The sequence below is a fragment of the Coprococcus sp. AF16-5 genome, from assembly GCF_003479365.1.
Taxonomy (GTDB): Bacteria; Bacillota; Clostridia; order Lachnospirales; family Lachnospiraceae; genus Coprococcus; species Coprococcus aceti.
In genome coordinates this window covers 29,040-53,379 of record NZ_QUGZ01000006.1, presented here as the reverse complement: position 1 = coordinate 53,379, position 24,340 = coordinate 29,040, and the positions used below count along the sequence as shown (strand labels likewise).

21 protein-coding genes are annotated in these 24,340 nt (G+C 43.2%); 2 read left to right on the top strand and 19 right to left on the bottom strand.

Annotation, left to right across the window (positions count from 1 at the left end; genetic code table 11):
- Positions 1–82: 82 nt before the first annotated feature.
- A complete protein-coding gene (locus DWW70_RS12965) occupies positions 83–1,003 on the top strand; it encodes a helix-turn-helix domain-containing protein (RefSeq protein ID WP_118649999.1) in 921 nt (306 codons plus the stop codon).
- 23 nt (positions 1,004–1,026) lie between these two features.
- Here DWW70_RS12965 and DWW70_RS12960 read toward each other — a convergent pair whose 3' ends face one another.
- The 5 genes from DWW70_RS12960 to DWW70_RS12940 all read right to left on the bottom strand — a co-directional run bounded on the left by DWW70_RS12960 (position 1,027) and on the right by DWW70_RS12940 (position 9,010).
- Positions 1,027–2,052 carry a LacI family DNA-binding transcriptional regulator gene (locus DWW70_RS12960; RefSeq protein WP_022216158.1) on the bottom strand — a complete coding sequence of 342 codons (1,026 nt, stop codon included), beginning with the start codon at positions 2,050–2,052 and terminating at the stop codon, positions 1,027–1,029.
- A 60-nt stretch (positions 2,053–2,112) separates the two neighbouring features.
- A complete protein-coding gene (locus DWW70_RS12955) occupies positions 2,113–4,314 on the bottom strand; it encodes an alpha-galactosidase (RefSeq protein ID WP_118649998.1) in 2,202 nt (733 codons plus the stop codon).
- A gap of 35 nt (positions 4,315–4,349) precedes the next feature.
- Complete coding sequence (locus tag DWW70_RS12950; RefSeq protein ID WP_118649997.1) at positions 4,350–5,153, bottom strand: hypothetical protein; 804 nt, start codon at positions 5,151–5,153, stop codon at positions 4,350–4,352.
- 258 nt (positions 5,154–5,411) lie between these two features.
- Positions 5,412–7,175, bottom strand: coding sequence for a phospho-sugar mutase (locus DWW70_RS12945; RefSeq protein WP_118649996.1), 1,764 nt, complete (start codon positions 7,173–7,175; stop codon positions 5,412–5,414).
- A 110-nt stretch (positions 7,176–7,285) separates the two neighbouring features.
- Positions 7,286–9,010, bottom strand: coding sequence for a phospho-sugar mutase (locus DWW70_RS12940; protein WP_118649995.1), 1,725 nt, complete (start codon positions 9,008–9,010; stop codon positions 7,286–7,288).
- Between the two features lie 240 nt (positions 9,011–9,250).
- On the opposite strand from DWW70_RS12940, the gene DWW70_RS12935 reads away from it, so the two are divergent.
- Positions 9,251–9,751, top strand: coding sequence for a sensor histidine kinase (locus DWW70_RS12935; protein ID WP_243002957.1), 501 nt, complete (start codon positions 9,251–9,253; stop codon positions 9,749–9,751).
- Positions 9,752–9,822: 71 nt separating this feature from the next.
- Here the strand turns inward: DWW70_RS12935 and DWW70_RS12930 are convergent, their stop codons facing one another.
- The 14 genes from DWW70_RS12930 to DWW70_RS12865 form a co-directional block, all read right to left on the bottom strand.
- Positions 9,823–11,559 (bottom strand): phospho-sugar mutase, encoded by a 1,737-nt coding sequence (locus tag DWW70_RS12930; protein WP_022216152.1) that lies wholly within the window; start codon positions 11,557–11,559, stop codon positions 9,823–9,825.
- A gap of 84 nt (positions 11,560–11,643) precedes the next feature.
- The gene (locus DWW70_RS12925) at positions 11,644–12,255 is read right to left on the bottom strand and encodes an NUDIX hydrolase (protein ID WP_117550306.1); all 612 of its coding nucleotides are present in this window, start codon (positions 12,253–12,255) and stop codon (positions 11,644–11,646) included.
- Between the two features lie 448 nt (positions 12,256–12,703).
- Positions 12,704–13,447: a hypothetical protein gene (locus tag DWW70_RS12920; RefSeq protein ID WP_147360151.1), complete on the bottom strand. Its 744-nt coding sequence runs from the start codon at positions 13,445–13,447 to the stop codon at positions 12,704–12,706.
- A 10-nt stretch (positions 13,448–13,457) separates the two neighbouring features.
- Positions 13,458–14,321, bottom strand: coding sequence for a metal ABC transporter permease (locus tag DWW70_RS12915; protein ID WP_055280263.1), 864 nt, complete (start codon positions 14,319–14,321; stop codon positions 13,458–13,460).
- Positions 14,287–15,012, bottom strand: a complete 726-nt coding sequence (locus DWW70_RS12910) for a metal ABC transporter ATP-binding protein (RefSeq protein WP_118649993.1) — start codon at positions 15,010–15,012, stop codon at positions 14,287–14,289. Before DWW70_RS12910 ends, DWW70_RS12915 begins: the two co-directional genes overlap by 35 nt.
- A 43-nt stretch (positions 15,013–15,055) precedes the next feature.
- On the bottom strand, positions 15,056–16,063 hold the full coding sequence (locus tag DWW70_RS12905) for a metal ABC transporter substrate-binding protein (RefSeq protein WP_118649992.1): 1,008 nt from the start codon (positions 16,061–16,063) through the stop codon (positions 15,056–15,058).
- A 174-nt stretch (positions 16,064–16,237) separates the two neighbouring features.
- Positions 16,238–16,531, bottom strand: coding sequence for a hypothetical protein (locus DWW70_RS12900; RefSeq protein ID WP_015534692.1), 294 nt, complete (start codon positions 16,529–16,531; stop codon positions 16,238–16,240).
- 95 nt (positions 16,532–16,626) lie between these two features.
- Entirely contained in the window at positions 16,627–17,052 is a 426-nt protein-coding gene (locus DWW70_RS12895; protein WP_015534691.1) for a Fur family transcriptional regulator, read from the bottom strand.
- A gap of 88 nt (positions 17,053–17,140) precedes the next feature.
- Positions 17,141–17,962 carry a class I SAM-dependent methyltransferase gene (locus tag DWW70_RS12890; RefSeq protein ID WP_118649990.1) on the bottom strand — a complete coding sequence of 274 codons (822 nt, stop codon included), beginning with the start codon at positions 17,960–17,962 and terminating at the stop codon, positions 17,141–17,143.
- Positions 17,963–18,079: 117 nt separating this feature from the next.
- Positions 18,080–18,679, bottom strand: a complete 600-nt coding sequence (locus tag DWW70_RS12885; RefSeq protein WP_118650040.1) for a TetR/AcrR family transcriptional regulator — start codon at positions 18,677–18,679, stop codon at positions 18,080–18,082.
- A 59-nt stretch (positions 18,680–18,738) separates the two neighbouring features.
- Positions 18,739–19,290 carry an NUDIX hydrolase gene (locus DWW70_RS12880; protein ID WP_118649989.1) on the bottom strand — a complete coding sequence of 184 codons (552 nt, stop codon included), beginning with the start codon at positions 19,288–19,290 and terminating at the stop codon, positions 18,739–18,741.
- Positions 19,291–19,394: 104 nt separating this feature from the next.
- Positions 19,395–20,687: a zinc ribbon domain-containing protein gene (locus tag DWW70_RS12875; protein ID WP_118649988.1), complete on the bottom strand. Its 1,293-nt coding sequence runs from the start codon at positions 20,685–20,687 to the stop codon at positions 19,395–19,397.
- A 14-nt stretch (positions 20,688–20,701) separates the two neighbouring features.
- Complete coding sequence (locus tag DWW70_RS12870) at positions 20,702–21,028, bottom strand: MerR family transcriptional regulator (RefSeq protein ID WP_158576565.1); 327 nt, start codon at positions 21,026–21,028, stop codon at positions 20,702–20,704.
- A gap of 272 nt (positions 21,029–21,300) precedes the next feature.
- On the bottom strand, positions 21,301–24,327 hold the full coding sequence (locus tag DWW70_RS12865; protein ID WP_118649986.1) for a protein kinase domain-containing protein: 3,027 nt from the start codon (positions 24,325–24,327) through the stop codon (positions 21,301–21,303).
- Positions 24,328–24,340 lie beyond the last annotated feature (13 nt).

Genomic DNA, 24,340 nt, shown 5'->3' with positions numbered 1-24,340 from the left:
CTAATTAGCCACTAATTTATATCGCTTTTAGCTTGTGATGATTGTTTAATAATTGTATTATTATGGATAGGAGGTGGTTTACATGTTAGCTAAAGAATTAATTTCCTGCACTGTACTGTCAGGTTACAATATTCAGAAAGATATTGAGAACGCAAGATTCCACAGTGCGTTCTTTACATATGAAGAATCAATGATTAACGATGGCCTGATTCATCTTCTGGCCAACGGCGATATTTCTTTTGCTTATTCATGCAGTTATACCTTCTCTTTCATTCCGTGTTACCATTTCTTCTATATATATGAAGGAACTCTTACAGTAACATCGGGCAACAGCAAATCATCATATTCCAAGAATACAGCCGCGCTTTTTGAGGCAGGATCAGAAATAACATACGCCACGAACGGCAAGTGTCGTTTCTACGATGCATTCATCCTCGGAGCTCCACTTCGCCTGTATCACGAGTTTCTCCCCGAATCCATATATTATAAAAAGGACTCTGCCGGAGCCTCTGTACTCTGGAGTCATCTTTCACTGATAAGCAGACTCCAGGGGGAGTTGTCTGCCACCGATATTTTCAGAATTTCCAAATGGTTTAATGATATCCTGACCGAATTATGTGTATTTATTGAAAACTCATCCAAGAAGATGGATTGTGTGCCTTCTTATCTTTTATCGGTAAAGAATCAGATGGATACAAACTACGCCGAACCAATGTCGCTTGATGACCTCGAGGCAACTTACAGGATCAGCAGATACAGGATATGTAGAGAATTTTCATTTCACTTCGGTGAATCACCTATGCGCTATCTCAACAGTCGCAGGATCGATGCCGCCAAAAGGCTCCTTCTCACAACAGATCTGTCCGTCCACGAGGTCGGATCCCAGGTTGGAATCGAGAACACAAACCATTTTATAAATCTGTTCAAAAAAGACACCGGTACAACTCCGCTGTCTTTCAAGCAGGCTGCACCGGTGTCTATTTCCGATTTGCATTACAATTGATATGTAGTTTTATTATCGTTCCATTATCGTTCTATTCTGGCAACGCTATCCTTTACCACGATTCGTCCATCCACGACAAATATGCCATCAGTATATTTTTCGTTGGATATCTTTTTTATAATCTTATGCATGGTTCTCTCTGCCATCTCCTGCATATTGATCTCGTATGTGGTCACGCCTATATCGCAGCTTCCAGGATACATGTAATTATCAAACCCCACAACGGACACATCCTCAGGAACTCTGTAGCCCGCAGCATTGAGTATCTTTATGAGCGTAGCTGCCGCAAGATCACAGTTGCACACAAACGCTGTAGGCATATTCTTTGGAAGTTTAAAACAGTTCTCCTCGTCAAACTGACCCGTCTTCACATCTCTGTCCGGAATAACCCAGTCTTCTCTGAGCGGAATATCATGCTCCAACAAAGACTTTATATAGCCCAAATATCTGTCAGTTATACTGTTCGTTGAACCTATCGTGCCAACATATGCAATATCTCTATGTCCCATATCATACAGATAATTAGTCAGCATATAGCTTCCATAGAAACTGTTTGCTATAACCGTGTCTATCGGTCTCGAATTGTCATAGTAATCCACATATTCTACAGGAACCTTGGCTGTCTTCTCCAGCTTTTCCAGGTATTCCTTACCCATGGAACCTACAACAACTATTCCATCAACCTTGTCGTCCTCCAAGAGCATAGGCATCTCAGCGTTCAATACACTATCTCTGGAAACAAACTCCAGCATAGTAAAGCAGCCTCTTGCCACCGCCTTTTTGTTAAGCACCTGATATAACTGCCAATAGAACGACGGATACTTTCCAAGATATATCTCTTGAATGAGAACACCAATATTATACTTTTTCTTTGCCGTCTTCTTTCTGATCTCAGATGGTGACTGGTATCCCATCTCATCTGCCAATTGTTTGATCTGTGCTCTGAGCTCCTCGCTGACACCCTTCTGATCTGAAAGTGCCTTTGAGACCGTCACGGTACTCACGCCAACAATGGCAGCTATGTCTCCCAATTTTACTGATTTTGCCATAACTAGTCCTTCTCACTTTATTTTTTCACGTGGTTAAATAACTTAATTTTTATTTTATTTTTAGGTTAAACTATTGTCAAGTACAAAGTGATACAGTCTGCTCATATAATCTCCACGCATAGTTTCAATGAGCATTCCGGCATTCATGAGGAGATCTCCCCCATACACTTTCTCCGTTCCGTCAAGTCTGTAATCTGCAGCCACGTCAAGCCCTAAAAGTTTTATCTTTCTACTGTGTACGTTAGGTCTTCCAAGCACCTGAACGTAAGTCACCAACGCCTCACTCTTATCCTTTGCAACAACCATCCAGCAATCATACAGTCCATTTTCCCTATACGATGCAACCCTATAATAATCACCCTCCCTTACAAGATCATTATATTTATGATACATAGACACCTGCTCAGGGATCATCGCACGTTCTTCTTCACTTATTTTTGTGATATCGAGTTCATAGCCAAATGTTCCCGCTAGAGCCACATGTGCCCTGGTCATAAAAGGTGTACTCCTTCCAACTGTGTGATTAGGGCAATCCGACACATGGGCGCCCATGGTCGAAAGCGGATATATCAGTTCCGTTCCCTCCTGTATAGAAAGTCTCTCTATGGCATCCGTGTCATCGGAGCACCATATCTGCGGACTGTAGTAAAGCATGCCAGGGTCAAATCTTGCACCACCGCCCGAGCAGTTCTCAAGCAAAAGATCTGGGAAATCGTTAACAAGGCGCTCTTGCAGCTCATATACTCCAAGCACATACCTGTGAGCCAATTCTCCCTGCCTGTCTCCGGTGAATTCTACGCTGCCGATATCCGTGAGCTGTCTGTTCATATCCCACTTAACATACTCAATATTTGCTGATGAGATCACGTTATGCACACATTCATACACGTAGTCTCTAACTTCTTTTCTCGAGAGATCAAGCACGTACTGATTTCGCGATAATGTAGCCGTTCTCTCCGGAACCGCAAACGCCCAGTCGGGATGCTTTCTGTAAAGTTCAGAATCAGGGGAAATCATTTCAGGCTCCATCCATATTCCAAATTTCAGCCCCAGCTTATTCACCTCATCAACAAGATGTTTCAAACCGCCCTTGATCTTGTTTTCATTTACAAACCAGTCTCCAAGACTTGTGGCATCATCATTTCTATGTCCAAACCAGCCATCATCCATGACCAGCATCTCTATTCCATGTTCTGCCGCACTCTTTGCTATCGCAAGGAGCTTATCGGTATCAAAGTCAAAATATGTAGCCTCCCAGTTGTTGATGAGGACAGGTCTCTTCTGGTGAAGATATCTGCTCCTTATCATGTGGCATCTGTAAAAATCATGAAGATTTCTAGTCATCTGTCCAAGTCCATCATGGCTGTATGTAAGCACAACCTCAGGCGCTGTAAACGTCTCTCCAGGCGTGAGCCACCACTCAAATCCCTCTGAATGTATGCCCATGACTGCGCGTATGGAATCAAACTGTGATTTCTCTATCTGTGCGATGAAGTTACCCGAGTACACAAAATGCATTCCATATACATCACCCGTAGTCTGATCTGTACCCTTTGTCATCCATGCCATAAACGGATGGTCCTGGTGGGATGACTCACCGCGGAGAGAGCTTACACTCTGCTTGCCATAAGCTATCGGGCGTCTCTCGATCTGTCTCTCCCTGGCCCATGAGCCATGAAGAGTGAGCATCTCAAAATCCTCGTCATCCATGTCTATACATGCAGAATATACCTTTGTGAGCCTGATATCCTTATCACCTGCATTTTTCACGCTCACACTTCTGGTTATAACATCCTCATCCTCAAACACAGAATATATCAGGTCAACATCAATGCCACATCCCCCATCCATCATATGGACAACGAGAGTCTGAACCTCCTCTTCTCCCGCAAATGATGCCGGGAGGCCACTAATCCCCGGTTTTCCATTTACAATATCGTAATCCACAAATTTCAGATCAACGGTTCTGCTGCCATTTGCGGTCTTTACTGCAATACAACTCTCCCTGTAGTCTCCTATTCCATTTCCGGAATACTCTGTCGGAAATGTATCCATAAATGAACATCTCTCCCTGTTATTCTTGGACGGAACAAAAGGAGCCTCACACGTTCTCAAAAACTGATCACATTTCTGCGGACGAATCTTCTGTCCATAATATATATGTCCGACAAACCCCTCTTCATCGACGATTCCGATCCGGTAACTCGTGTTTCTCGTATCAAGTTCAAATATTCTGTTTGCCTCATCATATCTTATGCTCATATGTATCTATAGTCTCCTCGTTTTATTTATGGGTATCACTCTCTGCTTATGTATTCAAGAAATTCAAGTGCAAGATCCATATTCTTGGCATTCTCACCAAATCCCACTGCAACATCCATTTCATACCAACCGGTATCCTTCACCCAGGAATTATCACCGATCTTTATTCCGACAGGTATCTTCTCACCCGTTTCAATAACCGTTGCATACACAAACGAATCTTTATACTTTTCTTTCAGTTCATCAGTCAGCACCTTATCAAGATCCTGCATATATCCGAACTCTCCAAAACTCATGACAAGGTCTGTGTCGGCAAAGAACACGTCCACCGCATTCGCCATGAATTTGTTCTGTATAAGCTGTAGACTATCCTGACTCATGGCATCATTCGGATCAGTTGATACGCCGATCCCTGTACTTATGCTGACATATTCCTTCTCCGCATCAAGGCCATTTTCACTGAGGAATTCCTCATAATATGCCTTGTCATTCGCCGCAGATTCCTGTTGTGTAGTGTTGACCGCAAGGATGTTGAGTGCAGCAGATTCCGCCGTAAAATGTTTTATGACAAGGAATACAACTATGCCAACAACAACAAGTGCAAACAGAGCCTTCGGGGCATAATACTCCAGTATATATTCCCTTTTCTGCTGTTTGTTCATAAGACTGAGCTTCTGTTTCTCAGACATATGCTCATCCACATCCAAGACACTCTCCGGCTCTCGTTTCTCTTTTTCATCGGTTTTCTCATCGATGATATGTCCAGCGATACTTTTTATATTTTTCTTTTCTATTTCTCTCTCTTTTTTTATTTCTTTTTCTATTTCTTTTTCTGGCATATAATCTCCTATACTACTCCTATACGCGTTTGCCACACACTGCAGTTACTTTATACATTGTAGCATTTTTTAGTTAATTTTTAAACAGATTTTTAGCATTTTTAACTATATTTTACTTTTACAAAAGGGACCTCAGCCTCAAAGCCGAGATCCCTCTTGTTCAGCGCATTGGCTGGAAAGTGCATTTACATGTTAAATTTTGTAGTATATGGAAGGAATGTTTTTTTAGCAGTAAATTCTGCCATATTTTGTGATTGTTTATTTAACAAGCTCCTGCACACATGCTTTCATCTCGTCTATCTTTGACATGGCATTTTTTAGGCTGTTTTCATTCACGCCAAAGTAGAATTTGATCTTTGGTTCATTTCCAGAAGGCCTAACCGCGAACCACGCATTATTTTCCAGCTCATAGTACAGCACGTTTGATTTTGGAAGACCCATGTGTTCCTCTTCGCCATCAAGCGGCTTGCGGATTCCGCTCACATAATCCCTCATGCCGGTAACTTTGATACCTGCAAAGTTCGTAAGTGGATGGTTCCTGAAGTTCTCCATCATCTCCTTAATCTGTGCTGCACCATCTACACCCTTTAGAGTTATCCCAAACGCACCTTCAAAGTAATAGCCATATTTGTGATAAACCTCTTCCATGGCATTACAGATGGTTTCTCCCTGCAGCTTATAAAATGCTGCTATTTCACATAAAATGACAACGGCTGCGCAAGCGTCCTTGTCACGAGTGTAGTCTCCTACTAAACATCCAAAGCTCTCCTCCATTCCGAAGATGAACTTGTATGTGTTGTTCTTCTCAAAGAGAAGGATCTGCTCACCTATGTACTTGAATCCGGTGAGTGTCTCTATATATTTCAGATTATAATTCTCTGCTATCGCCTTTGTAAGATTGGTGCTGACTACTGTATTACAGATAGCACCATTTTCCGGCAGTTTGCCGACTGCCTTCTGCTCACGGCATACATACTCTGCTATCAGGGCACCTGTCATATTGGCATTGAAGCGGACATATGGATATGCCGGATCATCTGCAAATTCCGTGTCTTTCCAGATTCCCGTGCTGTCCTTGACGTATATTCCAAGTCTGTCTGCATCAGGATCTGTGGCCATGATAACGTCCGCATCAACCTTCTTTGCCAGGTCTATTCCCATGGCAAATGCTGATGGTTCCTCCGGATTTGGTGACTTGACTGTACTGAAGTCTCCGTCAGGAACAGTCTGTTCTTCTACAACATACACGTGCTTGAAGCCAAGTCTCTTGAGCACTTCCCTTACAGGTACATTTCCTGTTCCGTGAAGTGGTGTGTATACTATCTTGATATCGTCTGCAACCTTCGGAATGATATCGCCGTGGATGGTCTGTTTTATGAGTGCCTGATAGTAATTCTCATCAACACTCGTAGGAACCATACAGAACAGGCCGTCTGCGATAGCCTTGTCCTTATCCATGGTCTTGACATCCTCGTATCTCTCAACATTCGCCACATGTTTCAGGATATCCTGATCCTGAGGAGATACGATCTGACTGCCGTCCTCCCAGTACACCTTGTAGCCGTTGTACTCAGGTGGATTGTGGCTTGCTGTTACCACGATTCCGGCTATACATCCAAGCTCTCTCACTGCAAATGAAAGCTCCGGTGTAGGGCGGAGTGCATCAAACACATAAGTCTTTATGCCATTTGCATTGAGGCACAGAGCTGATGCCTCTGTGAACTCTGCTGACATATTTCGGCAGTCATGTGCAATTACTACACCTCTCTTAGCAGCCTCAGGGCCAACCTCAAGTATGTATTCTGCAAGGCCCTGTGTAGCCTTTGTAACTGTATATATATTCATTCTGTTGGTTCCAGCACCCATGATTCCGCGCATTCCGCCGGTTCCAAATTTCAGATTCTTGTAGAATCTGTCCTGGATCTCTTTGTCATCATCTGCGATACTTCTAAGTTCTTCCTTGGTCTTCTCATCAAAGCAGTCTGACTCAAGCCAGAACTTGTATTCGTCCATGTAACCCATCTTTTTTACCTCCACCTTGTAATTATTTTTAGTCGCTACCGCGATCTTCTAACCTATTTTCTGCTGACATTTATTTGCCAGCCATTCCGTTTCTTACCAGTCATCCCGTTTTACGAGAACATCGCCTTCACATTTACCGCAAGCTCGTCAAGCTGCTCTGCCGCATCCTCCTGTGAGTTTCCCTTTACCCCGAGATAGAACTTGATCTTCGGCTCTGTGCCTGAAGGTCTCACAAGGAACCATGCGCCATCCGCAAGCTGATAATATATCATGTTGGACTTTGGAAGCACCGCCGCCTCGGACTTGCCTGTCGCTGCGTCTGTCTCTGTTCCAAGCTTGTAGTCGTAGATCTTCTCCACGCTGTAAGTTCCGACCTTCTGCACCGGATTATCTCTCAGCGTCTGTATCATTGACTGTATCTTTGCAGCACCCTCGCGTCCATCAAACTTCATGGTCTGAACCTTCTCTTTGTAGTAACCATATTCCTGCCACAATTCAACCATTCTGTCCCACAGAGTCATGCCACGGTTCTTGTAGTATGCCGCAGCCTCACAGAGAAGCATCAGCGTTCCAACCGAGTCCTTGTCCCTTGCATATGTACCAGGCAGACATCCAAATGTATCTTCAAGCCCGAACACATAATTGTGTTCACCTGTCTGCTCATAAGCCCTCATTCTCGATGCTATATTCTTAAATCCGATCAGGTTGTTGCAGTCACAGAAAGTGTCGTACTTCTTACATATCTCCTTGACCATATTGGTGATAACAACCGTAGTTACAATCGCCGGATTCTCAGGCAGTCTTCCGCTCTGGGATCTCTGCATCAGCACGTAATCACAGAGGATCGCACCGAACATATTGCCCGTAAATTCTTTATACTCATTATTCTTGCTGTCATATCCATACATTCCAAGCCTATCCGCATCAGGATCTGTGACAAGAATCAGCTCTCCGCCGACCTTCTTCGCCAGCTCAAGACTCAGGGCATACGCCTCTGCGCCCTCAGGATTTGGGGACTTTACAGTTGGGAAATTACCATCTTGAACAGCCTGTTCCTCAACGACATGTACATCCTTGAAACCAAGTTCGCTGAGAACTCTTGTAACAGGCTTAAGGCCTGTTCCGTGAAGCGGAGAATATACGATCTTCAGATCTCCCGCCTTCTGAATCTCCTCCGGATTCATGACAAGCTTGTGAAGCTCTCCTATATATGCGTCATCGATCTCCTGACCGATCACATTCAACAGTCCTGCATCTATTGCAGCGTCCTTGTCCATAGTCTTAACCATGGAGAAATCTTCTATATTGTTGACCTCTGCAATGATCTCCTTATCCTGAGGAGATACGATCTGGGCTCCATCATCCCAGTAAACCTTATATCCGTTGTATTCCTTTGGATTGTGGCTTGCCGTTATATTCACGCCGATATTGCAGTGCAGATGTCTCACTGCAAATGAAAGCTCCGGTGTCGGGCGGAGCGCATCAAACAGATACACCTTCACGCCATTCGCACACAGGCAGAGAGCAGTTTCAAGCGCATACAGCGAAGCATTGTTTCTGTTGTCAAATGCTATAGCTGCCGACGGCTCTGATATTCCGATCTTCGCCAGGTAGTTAGCAATTCCTTGTGTTGCCATGCGAACCGTGTAAATGTTCATGCGGTTCGTTCCCGCTCCCATCACGCCTCGAAGTCCACCTGTTCCAAACTCAAGGTTTGTGTAAAATCTATCTTCAATCTCCGCTTCATTATCCTTTATGTTTACGAGCTCCTGCTTCGTAACATCATCTACCTGATCGCTGCCAAGCCACATCTCGTATCTCTGCTTTGCGTCCATCTTCTACCCCTTTCCTGACCTCACAGGCCACACAGATTTTTCCTTTTTATCTATCCACAATTTATCTTCCGTTCATTTTATTAGGCTATTTTTAGCTAATTTATTGTTATTTGTATAATATATTAAGCAGTTTTTAAATTCAATATTTAATCTTGCAATTTATATCACTTTGTTGCGCAGATGTATATTGCAGCCGTTTTATTATGGCGGTATTAACTAAAAGAATTATATTTTCTGCAATTGACTTGTAATATAACCGACCTTTTTTATTCCTTTACAGAGGCCATTTGTGATCTGCTCAAGATCAACCTGAGCGTTGTAGCCGGATTTGTGTACAGCAAGATCACGGAGGCACAGAAGGATCAGAAGGAGCTCGTAGTCCAGGTGGCATCCAGGGATCTGAAGAGCCGAATGCCGGAGTATGAACTGATCAGGATCATCGGTATACTGATCGATAATGCGCTTGAATCGACCGCCCCATTTGGCACTGCATATCTGTACCTGGACAGCAGGCAGAACCAGATAGAAATAAGAACAAGAAACAAGGGTTCCGTCAAAACCAACGAATTCCGCCAGAATATGTTCTCACCGGGATATACCACCAAAACCGGAGACAGACATGGCCATGGTTACGGTCTCTACAATCTGAAAAAACTGACCGACAAGTACAATGGTAAAATATATCTCGACACGGTAAATACCGACCAGGGAGACTACATACAGTTCGACGTCATCGTATAAGGACAGCAAAGCGCCGTCCGGTCACCAGACCAGACGGCGCTTTTTTGTATTTGCTATATATTATACTTATGCTACTCTGCCAGCTTGTTGAGCTTCTCAACAAGTGCTGTCTGGAGAGCTTCAAGCTTTGCATCTGCGTCATCAAGGCTTGTTCCCTTGATTCCGTAGTACAGCTTAATCTTTGGCTCTGTTCCTGATGGACGTACACATGCCCATGCGCCATCCTCAAGGTCGTAGTAGAGAACGTTTGACTGTGGAAGTCCTGACTCTGTGACCTCTCCGGTGGCAAGATCTGTGATCGTGTTCTTCTCGTAATCACGAACCTTGAGAACTTTGAGTGTATCGATCTGAGTAAGTGACTCAGCTCTGAGTGAGGACATGATCTTGCGGATCTTCTCTGCTCCTGTAACACCCTTGAGCGTTATTGTGTAGAGGCCTTCCTTGTAATATCCGTACTTCTCATAGAGATCAAGCATGTGATCCCACAGAGTGATTCCCTGGCTCTTGCAGTATGCAGCAGCCTCGCAGAGACACATAACTGCAACCGGAGCATCCTTGTCTCTTGCGTATGTTCCAACGAGACATCCGTAGCTCTCCTCCATACCCATTACGAAATTGTATGAATTATTCTGCTCGAAGAACTTGATCTGCTCACCGATGAACTTGAAGCCTGTTAGAACCTCGATGAGGTTGACATTGTAATCTGCAGCCAGTGGATCAGCCATATTTGTGGTTACAATAGTCTTGACCATGGCCGGATTCTTTGGCATGAGACCGCATTTTGTTCTCTCTCTGAACTGGTATTCAGCGATTATAAGTCCTGACATATTTCCTGTAAATGGCATATACTTGCCTGTCTTTGTATCGAGTGCGTATATTCCAAGACGGTCTGCATCAGGATCTGTAGCGAGAACTATGTCCGCATTCTTCTCCTTTGCCAGCTTGAGGGCAAGCTCAAATGCCTTTGGATCCTCTGGGTTTGGATACTCAAGCGTTGTGAACTCAGGGTCTGGAAGTTCCTGCTCAGGAACAATGTATACGTTTTTGAAACCAAGCTCGGACAGGACTCTCTTTACAGGTACAAGACCGGTTCCGTGGAACGGTGTGTATACGATCTTGATGTTCTCTGACTGCTCCTTGATGATCTCAGGATGAATGATCTGCTTCTTGAGTTCCTCCATATACGCGTCATCTATCTCGGCACCTATGATAGTGAGAAGGCCCTTGTCAAGCGCCTCCTGCTTATCCATGGTCTTTACTGTATGGAAATCTGTTACAGCCTTAACCTCTGCGATGATCTCTCTGTCCTTTGGAGCTGTGATCTGCGCGCCATCCTCCCAGTATACCTTGTAACCGTTGTACTCTGGTGGATTGTGGCTGGCTGTTATAACTATACCTGCTGTACATCCAAGCTTTCTGACTGCATATGAAAGCTCAGGTGTAGGTCTGAGTGACTCAAAGAGATATGACTTGATTCCATTTGCACACAGGCAGAGAGCTGCTTCTGCTGCAAACTCTGGAGAATACTTTCTTGAATCGTATGCTATTGCCACGCCCTTGTCCTGCGCATTCTGCTTCACAATGAAGTTTGCAAGACCCTGTGTAGCCTTGCGGACGGTGTAGAAGTTCATTCTGTTGGTTCCCGCGCCTATCACACCTCTGAGTCCACCAGTTCCAAATACAAGATCACGATAGAATCTGTCCTCGATCTCAGCCTCATCATCAGCTATGGCTGCAAGCTCCTTCTTGGTGTCCTCATCGAAATAATCATCTGTCATCCAAAAATCATATGTGTCTCTGTAACTCATCTTTCTACTTCTCCTTCTTTTTTCTCATTTAGCATGCCCTTTTATGAACGTTCTGCTGTTTGAGCAATCACTGCTCAGCGCTTCCTATTTTCTCAGGAATTCTAGTGGATCTCCCTCAGCCAGAAAATGTGTCATGAGGTATGCTCCTCTGAGCGACACCTGTTCCTCTGACAGGATTCTTCTGACCTCACCTCGGTCTGCGAGTATGACCTGTATGTCCTCTGTGCTCTCCTTGCTGTCGAGATTTGGTGTTCCTGTAACTGTTCCAAATACAGCACTGCTCATCTCATCCGTAAATCCCGGACCCATATAGAATGGCCTTCTGTAGAGTTCTTCTCCGCCCTCATATACATCAAGGGTAAGCCCTGTCTCTTCCTTCATCTCCCTGACTGCTGCCTGCGCCGGAGTCTCATCTCCATCCACCAGTCCTGCAGGAAGTTCATATATATATGTATCGAGTGGGTATCTGTACTGCCTTATGAGCACCAGCTTCGGCTCATCTTCCAGCTTAACTCCATATATAACTATTCCTTCCGGTTTTATATCGTGGGTCTTTATCTTGATGTCGTTCTCTTTATTCCTTGAAGCAAAGTAATAATTGAAGTCTTTTCCAGCCGTGTCAACCGCATCTATATGATAGAGGTTGAGGAACGGATTGTCTGTGAGTTTTTGTACACCTTTGTATTTCTCTTTCACTTCATCACATCCCTTCTGTATATTTTAATGTATTCAGCCGACCATACATTCGCAAAACCGCACGGTTCCCGTGCTCTTTCGCTGCTGCGCAGCTATTTTGCTCATTGTATGGGGCGGTGACTCTATTCGAGTCACCACAGGATAAGAACACCTGATTCTTACATGCAAGCATGTCGAATCCGCTGTTCTTATCCTGCACGGCTGAATATTTACCTTTATTTAAAATTAGCATAGTTTTTACAATATATCAAATTCTTTTTTAAGTAATTTTATCATTTTTTAGCTATTTTTAATGCTTTTTAGTATATTTGCGTCATTTTGCCATATTTTTCTATGTGATTCCTGGTTTTGATGCAGCTATGTGCCTCCTGATTCTGAATATTTTTTACTCAAAAAATCCGGGCACTTTGATCTGCCCGGATTCCAAAAATGTTATGCAATTTATACTCTACTGATTCTCTGTCGATACCAGTTGATATTCTGCATCTCTCAACCTGCAGTAATAAAATGTCTGTCCAGCCTCCTCTGTGTAGGTTTCAAATACTCCCGTAACGATCACCTCACTCTGGTCCGCCGGGTAATCGCCTGGATATACTGCACCTCCACCAAGTTCAAATTCAAGCCCCTGACTGCAGCATGCCAGAGCGTCGGCTATGAGACAATAATTATAATATTTGTCGGTTATTGGATAATAGGATGCATAATACTTTCCTTCTATCCTTATCGTCTTGCCCTCATATTCCTCAGGTTTTGACATCATCTGATATACCGTCGCATATACAAGATCGCTTCCCATAAGTGTGAGATCCACATCCACACCCTCAGACTTGTATTGCGCTATAACTGAGCTGTCTCCATTCACGACCTGCCCATATGTTGGTTCTGATGTCGCCTCAGTTACAGATGCGGATTCTGTCTCTGTCGTGGTTTGCATCTCTGTTGTGATCGTCGTCTCTGTTGTGGTCGTCGTCTCTGTTGTGGCTCCCGCCGACGACTTGCTTTCCACATCACCATCGCCTGTTTTCTGATTAAGCACCTTATCCACTGCATTCTGTGTGTTCAAACGACTGCCCGCAGTCTGAGATGCTCCACCACAGCCTGTGACAGTCAGCAACATACTCAGCACCAATATTGACATAATCAATCGCTTAAATCTGTGTCTGCATCCATGCATTCTTCTATTTCTATTCATATACATATTCTTATCTCCTCATCACTTTCCCTGCTATACTGTTAAATGCAAATATAACCATATCGCATGCAACGATCGTAGATCCTACCGGTGTTGAAAATAATATAGATACCAGCATGCCGGTCAAAGTTCCCACAACTGACAATACAGCCGAATATAATACCACTGACCTGAAACTATACATAACTCTCATTGCCGAAAGTGCAGGGAATACCAGAAGCGCCGTGATGAGCAGGGAGCCCACCAGATTCATTGCAAGCACTATTATCACAGCGATTATCACCGCCAGCGCCAGATTATATGCCCCTGCATTTTTCCCGATTGCCCTGGTAAAACTCTCGTCAAATGTGACTGCAAATATCCTGTTGTAGAACAAACAGAAAAACGCTATTACACATATTGACATAACTATACACAGCCACACTTCTCCCATAGTCAATGTAAGTATTGAGGTTGAACCAAACAACGTAGAGCACACATCCCCCGATACATTTGCTGACGTGGAAAATACATTCATTATCAGATAACCTACGGCTAAAGCACCGACAGACATCATAGCTATCGCGGCATCTCCCTTAAGCTTCGCATTTTGTCCCGACATAAGTATGAGAATTGCAGCAGCCACAGTCACCGGCATCACTATAATCGTGTTGTTTGTCAGTTTCAGAACAGATCCTACCGCCATTGCTCCAAATGCAACATGCGAAAGTCCATCGCCGATAAATGAAAATCTTTTAAGAACCAATGTTGCACCAAAAAGTGACGAACACAAAGCTATAAGAATACCAACCACAAGAGCATACTTAACAAATGGATACTGCATATAGTAAATTAACTTATCAACAAGCTGCACTCTGTCCACCACCTTTCTCATATTCTACCGAAATGATGTTCCAATATCTGCTGTTCTTATATTCCTCTCTGCTGCCCCAGAACGAGCCCCCATGATTCATATGAAGCACATGTCTGGCGCAATCTATTGCCCTCAGATCATGTGATATCATGATCACTGCCACACCATTTTCATTTAACTGCTGTATCATCTGATAGAACTGTGCCGTTGCGACAGGATCAAGGCCAGTTACCGGTTCGTCAAGCAGAAGAAGGTTCTCAGTTGCACACAGAGCTCTCGCCAGAAGGACGCGCTGCTGCTGTCCTCCCGACAAATGCCTGTAACATTTCCTGCGTATATCCCATATTCCAAGTCGTTCAAGTTGAGATTGTGCAAGCTGCTTTTCCTTTCTGCCATAAAAAGGACGTGCTCCGCACTTAGGCAGCGTTCCCGACAAAGCCACCTCCCATACAGTCGCAGGGAAATCCTTCTGCACAGGTGTCTGCTGCGGCAGATAGCCTATATCACGCGATGTCAAACCATCGCCAAACTTTATCTCTCCTGAAACCGGTTTCAACAGGCCAAGCAGAGTTTTTACCAAGGTACTCTTTCCCGCTCCGTTCTCTCCAACTATACAGAGATAGTCTCCCTTGTCTATACTGAAATTAAGGCCTGACGCAACTGCACGTCCATCATATCCCACTGCCAGGTCTTTGCACGTTATATATGACATTTGTTTTCTCCTATAAATCTAAATTTGTTTTATTGTTCAGCAATTAATTCAATGCCTGAGAAAGTACGTTCAAGTTATCTTCCATCACGTTCAGATACGTCTCACCATCAGCTACAGTCTTTGCAGTCACAGACTGCATGGAATTCATCGTCAGGATCTCCTGATTTTTCGAATCTGTTGTCTTCTTTATCGACTCTGCTATACTGTGATCTGCACCCTCTATCGTCAGAATAACCGGAAGCTTTAACTCATCCACCTTCTGCGCAAGGAATGTTATCGTCTCGAAACTTGCCTCCGACTCAGCACTGCATCCCACAAATGCAGCATAGTAAGTAAGGCCATAATCATCCGCCATATATCGGAAAGGGAATCTGTCGCCAAACAGAATTGCCTGACGTTTTCCCTTAGAAACTGTTAGTTCGTACCTTCCATCAAGATCATTGAGTTCATCAACGTACTTGCCTGCATTCTCCATGTAATCAGATTTATTATCTGGATCAAGTGCCTGGATATTATCCGCCAACACATTCGTCAATGCCACTGCGTTCTTGAGTGAAAGCCATACATGTTCATCATACTCCGGGCCTTCCTCTTCTTCCTCTGCCTGCATGCCTGGAACTACCTCTTCCTCTTTGACTGCAGTTCCCAAAGCGTCAAGCATATTTACAACCTTCATATCCTTATTAGTCGCTTCTTTCAGGGCACTATCCACCCAGCCATCAGACTCACCGCCAACATACACGAACATATCTGCGTCAGCTATCTTTGCTATATCCTCTGCAGTTGGCTGATAACTGTGAAGATCCATCCCCTGATCGAGCAGCATAGTAAGCTGAAACTTGTCGGAATCACCGCCTATAATATTGCGGATCCAGTCATACTGAGGAAAAGTCGTACATACAATGCTGTACGCCGCAGCATTTGCCGCATTTTCAGGCGCACTGCCTCCTTTCTGATCAGAATCTGATGCCGTCATTGATGCTCCGCAGCCACAAAATGCTGAAACAGTAAGTACCGATGCCATAACAAGGCCAAATATTCTATTTTTCATAATGATCAATAAACCTCCGAATTGATTGATATAATTGACAGGCATATTTTGATGCCTATAATTGGGTAAATTTAATAAACTGCCTCTAGATCAAAAAACACCAATAATAAGTATTCGCCCTTATCTTTAAATGTATTTCCAGACGCAATTCTCAGTCAATATCCGTACTTTAAATCAATTCAGCAATTCCACCTTCAGGGAAACGAGCGTATCGGTACAATACTCGTGGGTATACACCAATACAACTCCAAGTGTGAACACACTTAAGAACGCCAGGAACACTGGCGTAGTTGACATTGTCTTTATATTTGAAAGGAACTGTGCAGCCTGCTGCAAATGCATACATATAGGACATTCCTGCCCCGTACAGTCATGCTCCACATTGCGCGCAATATAGCCATAAGAGAAAAGTACTCCCGATACAAAGAACACTATAAGAATCCATGACATTATTCTCTTTTTACTCATTCTGCACACCTCCTTTTCATTGTAGGAATTTGGGGATATATAGTTTTCGTTGTGACCGTAACGATACAATCCCATCTGTAACAATCACGTTTAGTTTAGACTACAGCGACTCCACAACGCCTCTGACAATCTTTGCAAATACCACATATCGACGATCTGTCACAGTCGATCATAAATCCATACCTCTCCTGAACTCCTTTAGCTATGTGATTCATGGTATCGCGGTCAATATGTATGACTCTTCCGCACTTAACACACTGCATATGAAGGTGTTCGTGACAACTATGATCAGCCTTTTCCATTCTATACATACTTGAACCACCATCAGCACTCTGATACTTTATCAATTTGTCCTGGGTAACCATGCGGTCAAGATTGCGATATACAGTTGTTGTATTCGCATCTATGCCATTCTCATCCAAATACACACTTACATCAGCCGCGCAAAACCCTCTGTCCTGCCTCTCTGCAGCAAATGCCTCTATAGCCTGACTTATTCTCGTTTTATACTCCCTCGCCATAATATTCCTCTTTTTTGAATTTGCAAGTCATTTGCATTTTTACTGTATCATAAATGGCTTTTAACTTTATGTCAACACTTTTTATTTATCACTTTTCCATAACTACTATCTTGTTTGATATATTGCTGACAAATGGTATTTTGCCAATGACTTTATACACCGGTATGAACTCCGCCATTCCTTCTACAAGACTGTGCTGTTCTATGTATCTGTATTTCGGAATTATCGCTGCAAGTTTCTTTCCATTTGCCACGCCCCAGGAGAACCTGGCATGGCTTCCATGTATGGATTTCTCCTTGATATGCTTCGCCATGAACGGAGCCATAGTCTCTACGAGCACCGTAGCATGAGTAAATTTCCTGTCTATTATGTCGAATATTTTCTTCACATCAGCTTCTGTGAGATACATCGTAAGCCCCTCTATGATGACCAGCACAGGTTCACCTGCATACTCTACCAGGTCTGCCCATTTGCCGTCCATGGCAGATTCCGCTATCTGGTACACCGGTCCGTCCTCCTGCAGGAACTTTGCCCTTACAGTCATGGTCTCCGGGAGATCAATGTTGTACCAGCCTTTATATTTACCCTCATTTCTATAGCAACGGGTGTCAAGACCACAGGCGATATTCACAACCACAGCACCCTTATGCTTCTTCAGGTATTCTGATACAAGCTTATCAAGAACTATAGTTCGCGCTATAACTCCGCTTCCCATTGCCAGATCCTTGTCCGCCAGTGAAAAGTCATAATCCAGGCTGTCCACTATCTCTATAGCCTTGCCGTCATATATGGCATGATCCGGCTTTCTCGATTCCTTCGCCCTGGCATAAAGCGTCTGGAGCATCGTCTCTGGAACTCCGGTTATGTCCACCTTTGACCTGTCTGCTGTGCTGTTCTGTGTGCTAACCATTTTCTCATTTCCTCCTGCTTTTTAATTGTGCAAATACATGAAAGGCGTTTCGCGCGGCGTTTACATAAAATATAACATTTGTCATGTTTTGTTATGTTCGTAAAAATAAGAGGTTCATCATCGATGAACCTCTTTCTTTAAACTCTCTATCAACTTTTCTGTACCGCCTGTGGCATGAATGCCGATCTTTTCTGTCAGATACATTTTCTTCTCCACGTCTACATCCTCGTTCAGTATCGCCATGGCTCCTTCAAGCCGCATCTTCGCCAGCACGCGAACCAAAGCCTCATCCGGCTCGCATCCAAGCTGTGACCTGTAATATGCCGCAAATGAATGTCTCATGAACTCCTCAACCCTCTGATGATAATTCTCATAGCAGCTGCCGTCAGCGCCATGCATGATGATCATTACCTCTTCCCTGTGTGCCAGAAGGAATTGCATCATGAACTTATCTGCATCTACGCCCGTGGCGGGGTTCTCAATCTCCCCCTTCATAAGTTCTCCAAGCATGGCTTCATACTGATTCATAAGCGGTTCGAGTATCGCCTTGAACAGAGCCTCCTTGCTCTCAAATGAAAAGTAGAAAGCTCCGGTTGTAACTCCCGCACTCTTGCATATCTTTCTGAGGCTTGCCCTCTGGTAACCATTTTTAAGGAATTCCTCTTTACCGGCTTTTTTCAGTTTTTCTATCGTTTCACTGCGCTTGTCATTTTCCATAACACATGTCATGTTAGCACAAACTAACTAGTCTGGCAACCTATTTTTGAAAGTTATCTCTATTTGCCATCCAGGTATCTTCGCACCGTCTCAAGCCCTCCAATTGGCACACAAAACTTCTGGTCATGGTTCTTACATGCCTCATAGGTTTCCTCCAGATCAAACCAGCTCACGCCGTCCAGCTCTTCCTTCTGGATCGTCAGGTCTGCTATGTCCACCGGTTTCTGGTACACGAACACAAATGCCACCTCATTATCCCTGAACATTTTGCCGTGAAATTCCTTCTCATACTGTATTCTGAATGTTCCCGCAAAATCGAGGTCTTCATTTTTTGCATTTATGCCCAACTCCTCACCCAGTTCTCTGAGTGCCGACTCCATCGGTTCATCGCCTGCCTGTATATGTCCGGCAGAGGAAGTGTCATACCTTCCAGGAAATGAATCCTTATTCATAGCCCTCTTCTGCAGAAGGACCTTATACCTGCCATTCTCTTTCTTCGCTATCCAGATATGGGCAGTCCTGTGGCATATGCCTTTTGCATGTGCCTCGCTCCTCTCCACTATGTCTCCGGTAGGGTTGCCCTGTTCATCGCATATATCAAAAAGTTCCATTATAGTGTACCGTCCTTATTTCACTGATTCGATACAATTATAATGGAACTTTTTTCTTTTATCTATATATAATTAACACCTATAATTACACTTGTAACATAATGCTATAAAGCTGCTTTCGCCAGCTTGGTATTGCATCTAGTCATAACCTCAAGATAATATGCCGAATCAACTGGTGACATTTTATCAGCATCATACGCATCTGCTTTACTGACAAAATCTGCATATTTGCTCGCATAATCTGCATAGTCTGCGAGCATGCTCACCGTGTCATCTGAATTCTCATATTTCTCCATAAATTCAATATAATCGTCTATAAATACCTCATAGCTATCAAGAAACGCCTTGAGGTCGGGATCAACCACGCTAGAATCTGAAACCGAGGTTTCTTCATCTGCCGTATCCTCACTTTCCTGCTCACTTTCTTCAACTGTAGTTGTCTCTTCAACTTCTTCTGATGTGGCTGATTCTTCTTTTTCTTCAGTCGATGCTTCAGTTGTGATCTCCGTCTTAGCTTTCATCCTTTCAGGCGAAGAAAGATATATATCCATGGAGTCACTCGAGTAATGTGTAAGTTCCAAATGATAACCATCCTTATTATCAGCCTCAAACGAAGTCGATGTCGTTGAAGAATTTTTATCAAATCCTTTTTTCTTGCATGCTTCAATATAATCCGCATATTTTTCATCTGTCACTTTATCAGCACTCGCACTTAAATAATCTTTATCATTTGATAATACGTATCCATATTCTGTATCCGGAGCAGGAAGATATGCTGCAAGACCATCATCCGGCCAGTTTAGTTTTCTATTCTCATGAGATGATGAATGTCCTCCGCTATGACTTGCTCCAAAAGGAATCACGAGCAGAAATGCAAGAATAGCAAGTGCCACATATATGAATTTTTTCTTTTCTTTTATAATCTGCATACCCATAAGCCATGACACAGCAAGCAAGCCACTCTGTATCAATGCAATTATACCCGATAAAACCGAGCCAGAAGAAAATGAACCAATCGCTGCTATAATGCAAATAAACACAGACACTATAGTAACCTTGCTAAACTTGCTCTTTCTGTATGTCTTTTGTTCTTCTCTCTTTTCGTTGCGGTCTTCCTTTTCTTTTTCATTTGCCATTCTGGCGTATTCCATTTCTTTATATGTATTGCTCTTAAGTTTTTCTATTGCCACCGCATCACTGTCAAGTATCTTTTCTTTATCTCCGCAATATGGACAAGTATATTCTCCCTTATCTGCATCCACTTCCAAATCTCCATTGCAGTTTTTACACTTCAGCTTTATTATACGAGCACCTGTCTGACTCTCGCATCTATTTCCACACTCCGGACAAAATGTCGCCCCCTCCGAAATATTTGCTCCACATTTACTACAAAACATTGTTCTTCTCCTCCTTACGATATTTTCTCTATCAACTCATATGCCTGATCTATGTATTCATCGATCTCTACTTTCCGCTGTCTGAGCCTTAATATATGCGCATCAACCTCTCTCCTCACTTCATCTTTGCTAAGATTATCCAGTTCAGCTATCTCCCTGATGGAAAACTCCAGATTCTGAAGGAGCTTGATCATCCTGACTCTGTCCCGGGCTTTCGCATCATACAGCAGATAGCCTCTCTCATTTCTTGCTGCCGCAGACATTAAGCCGGCCTTTTCATATCCCTGAATCGCCCGTCTGCTGACCCCAGTATGTTCACACAACTCCCTCAATGTCTCCACTTTTTTTATCACCACCTCACGCAGACATTTTCTTAACTGTAAAATTGCACGTTACGTGCAGTCAACACATTGATGCCAGTCCATAACATATGCTGCCTTCGATGTTGATATTGTCCCACCGTATTTTTAAAAGTGGATTTGTCAGTGCAAAAAGGCACTCTGAATCCAGCCTGTCAGCTGTCTTCAGAGTGCCTTTTTCACATTTCATATATAATTTATCTTAATAATTATGTCTTACCGAAAGTCAGTTTACGACCGCCATCCTCATCGTGCTAAAGCTCCCGGATTATTTGCTCAAGCTCTTCCCGCTTTCTGTTGTATGCATCCAGATCACTGTTCCTTTCGCATAATTTTACTGCCCTACCCAGCCACGCAATGCACTCATTTCTATCTCCAAGTTCAATATAAATATTTGCTGCAGGAATAAGCATATAATTTATCAGATCAAGCTCTGAACTACATGTTCTGCTATAAACCTTCCATGCCTTGTGTATATTTCTGTCTACCTGACACGGATCGGCATCGATATATGTATAGAACCAGCCCTTAGTTATGTAATACGATAACCAGTTTTCAGCATTATCTGCAATTCTACCGAACCCTGAATTATCTATCTGAGTCATGATCATCCTGGCTCTGTTCAGAAGATCTACGACCTTTTTTCTGCTTCGCAATGTGAAATTTCCACCAAAACAGGATCTGACTGTATATGTCGCTGCCGCAATGATACCTGCAGCAAGCTTTAACCGAGCATCAGTTGTTCCTGCTTTTTCGTAGCACGCTATCGCCCTATCCATATATCTCATCTGAAGAGCATACAGTTTTTTCCCTTCTCTTGTCTCCGGTTCAAAGTTTCCGTCAAGAATTGTGTCCAGATAATCCATCCAGATATCACAGACAAATCCTTCTATGTAGTGGCTTTTTCCTTCCGACCATTTCTCTAGATATCCTAATATCTCCTCTGTATCGCTATACCGACCCATATCTGCATATATATGAGCCAGCTTATCACACACTTCAACCATTTCCCGGTCTGATATAAGTTCGTCTGTACGTCTGGCCATTTCCCATATTCTTCTTCCATGAGTCAGTATAAATTGTTCACTTTCTATAGGCAGCATCACAATTGTCTTTGCTGCAAGACGAAGATATTCCTTAGAATCGCGCAAGTTATCCACATTCATACAGCAATTTGCAACAGACACGCATGTCGATACCACGACGTTATCATCAGCGATCAGATTGGCAAGGCACGCTTTTACGGGCTGAAGCTCTTCTGTTTCTGGCGGTATGTTCTTCTCATCCCGCATATCTGCCCATTTTCTGCCAAGTTCTCTTCGTACTGCCTGACCTATAACAGGATGAAGCGCAAATTTTTTATGCCGTTCAACCCAGCCAATATCAGCCAGTTCATTTATCATATTCTCATCATCAGCATCAATAAAGCAGGAAAAATCTCTAAAATCTACACCATTGTCCCCAAACAAAGCCAGACTCATCAAAATCCCTCTCTGTTTCGGCGTAAGACCATCCATGCAAAACAGTGATGAGATCATATCTGTCATATGCCCATATACATTCCGGCTGTCTATTGTACAACCCGTTTTCACCACATCCAGTGCAGTAAATCCTTGTTTCCGAACCAGAGCACACGCCTCGTCAATTGACAGATACCCTCTGTCTATCTGTCTTGCCAGGATCATCAGCATGAGTGTGTGTCCATTCACCCTGTCTATCAGTTCGTCCAGTTTCTCATACAGATCAGCATCTGACTTTGATTCAGTATTCCGCATATTTGACAACATCAGTTCATACATACAACGTCTTTCAGAAAATGACGCAATCTGTATATGGTCATAACACTCCGGAATAATCCCCCCTCGTGTCACTACTATCAGCCTGCATCCTGTCCTCACAAGTTCTGATATTCCATCATCCAGGTATATATCACTGTTATCCAAAACTGGAACATTATCCACAACCACCAGACTTTCTTTTGAATTTTCCGATATGCACTCCCTGAATTTTCTAAGCTTTCTGTGGAAATAATCAGTTTCGTTTTCATCAGCCTGTCTGCAAACTGTATTTATATAAAACATATCGTCATTACATACAGTTGAATAAAACGAGTTTGAATAATTCAGATACAGCACTGTATCTAACCGGTCTCTGACATCTATGACAAATCTCCGAACCAGTGTACTCTTTCCGATTCCTCCCATTCCTGTTACAAATATACAAGGTTTTGTCTTTTCGGAAAACCAATCCGTAAGAAACTTTAATTCTCCCGTTCTCCCCACTACATTTTCAATACAAGCCACCAGACTTGATACAACATATGCTCTTGTCTCATCAGAATTCCCATACAAAGAATCAAGGATCATGAGCAGTTCATCCATGGTCTGATATCTGTCCGACCAGTTTCTCGAAAGAGTTCTGTGCAGACATTCTGCAAGTTCCATAGCAAATGAATCCCTGTAGAAATGCTTTTTATTATTTACAGGACATGAAGAATCTACCGTTGATCTATACATGAATTTCCCAGCGTCATATATTGCATTCTCGTCGCAGTCAAATACATCCGGGGCACGTCCGAACAAAAGGTAAAAAAGCACGGCTCCAACACCATACACATCACTCCACGTCCCAACATGTTCTATATCTCCACTTCTCAGCTCATATGGAGCCCACTTTGGAGTAAATCTTAATGTATTATTCTCAGCACAACTTTCTCCTGTTACACTGCATTCTTCAATATCATTTTTTCTGACAACCGAATCGAAATCATATAATTGAACCCAGTCCCGCGTTCCATCGAGTGCCAGCACATTTTCCGGTTTCACATCCAGGTATAAATATCCCCTGTCATGTAGCAGTTTCAGCGTTCTTGCAAGGCTTCTTACTATGCCTATAGCATCCTGAACTCTTTCAAATCGGCATTTGTCCAAAGTCGTGCCATCCTGATATGTGGTTACAATATATATTTTGTTCTCTCTTTCATAGATTTCATACGTATTTACTATGCGATTTGTAAGTCCATCAGTATCAAACAGGCTGTTGTTCAAGTCAAAAGTACATCGTAAATGTCGTCTTTCTTCTTCAGTTTTATACTGCATTTCCCTGATCCTAACCGGTCGCCTGACACCAGAGTTGTTGACATAATATCCATCATAAACTATAGACGAACTACCTCTGCCGAGTTCTCCTGTCAGCACATACTCGTATGGGCCGTCTTTAAAAGTAAGTATTCCATTTTCTTTCGTATTATAATCCGCATTATAATTCGTATTGTAATCCATATTCCGTATCCTG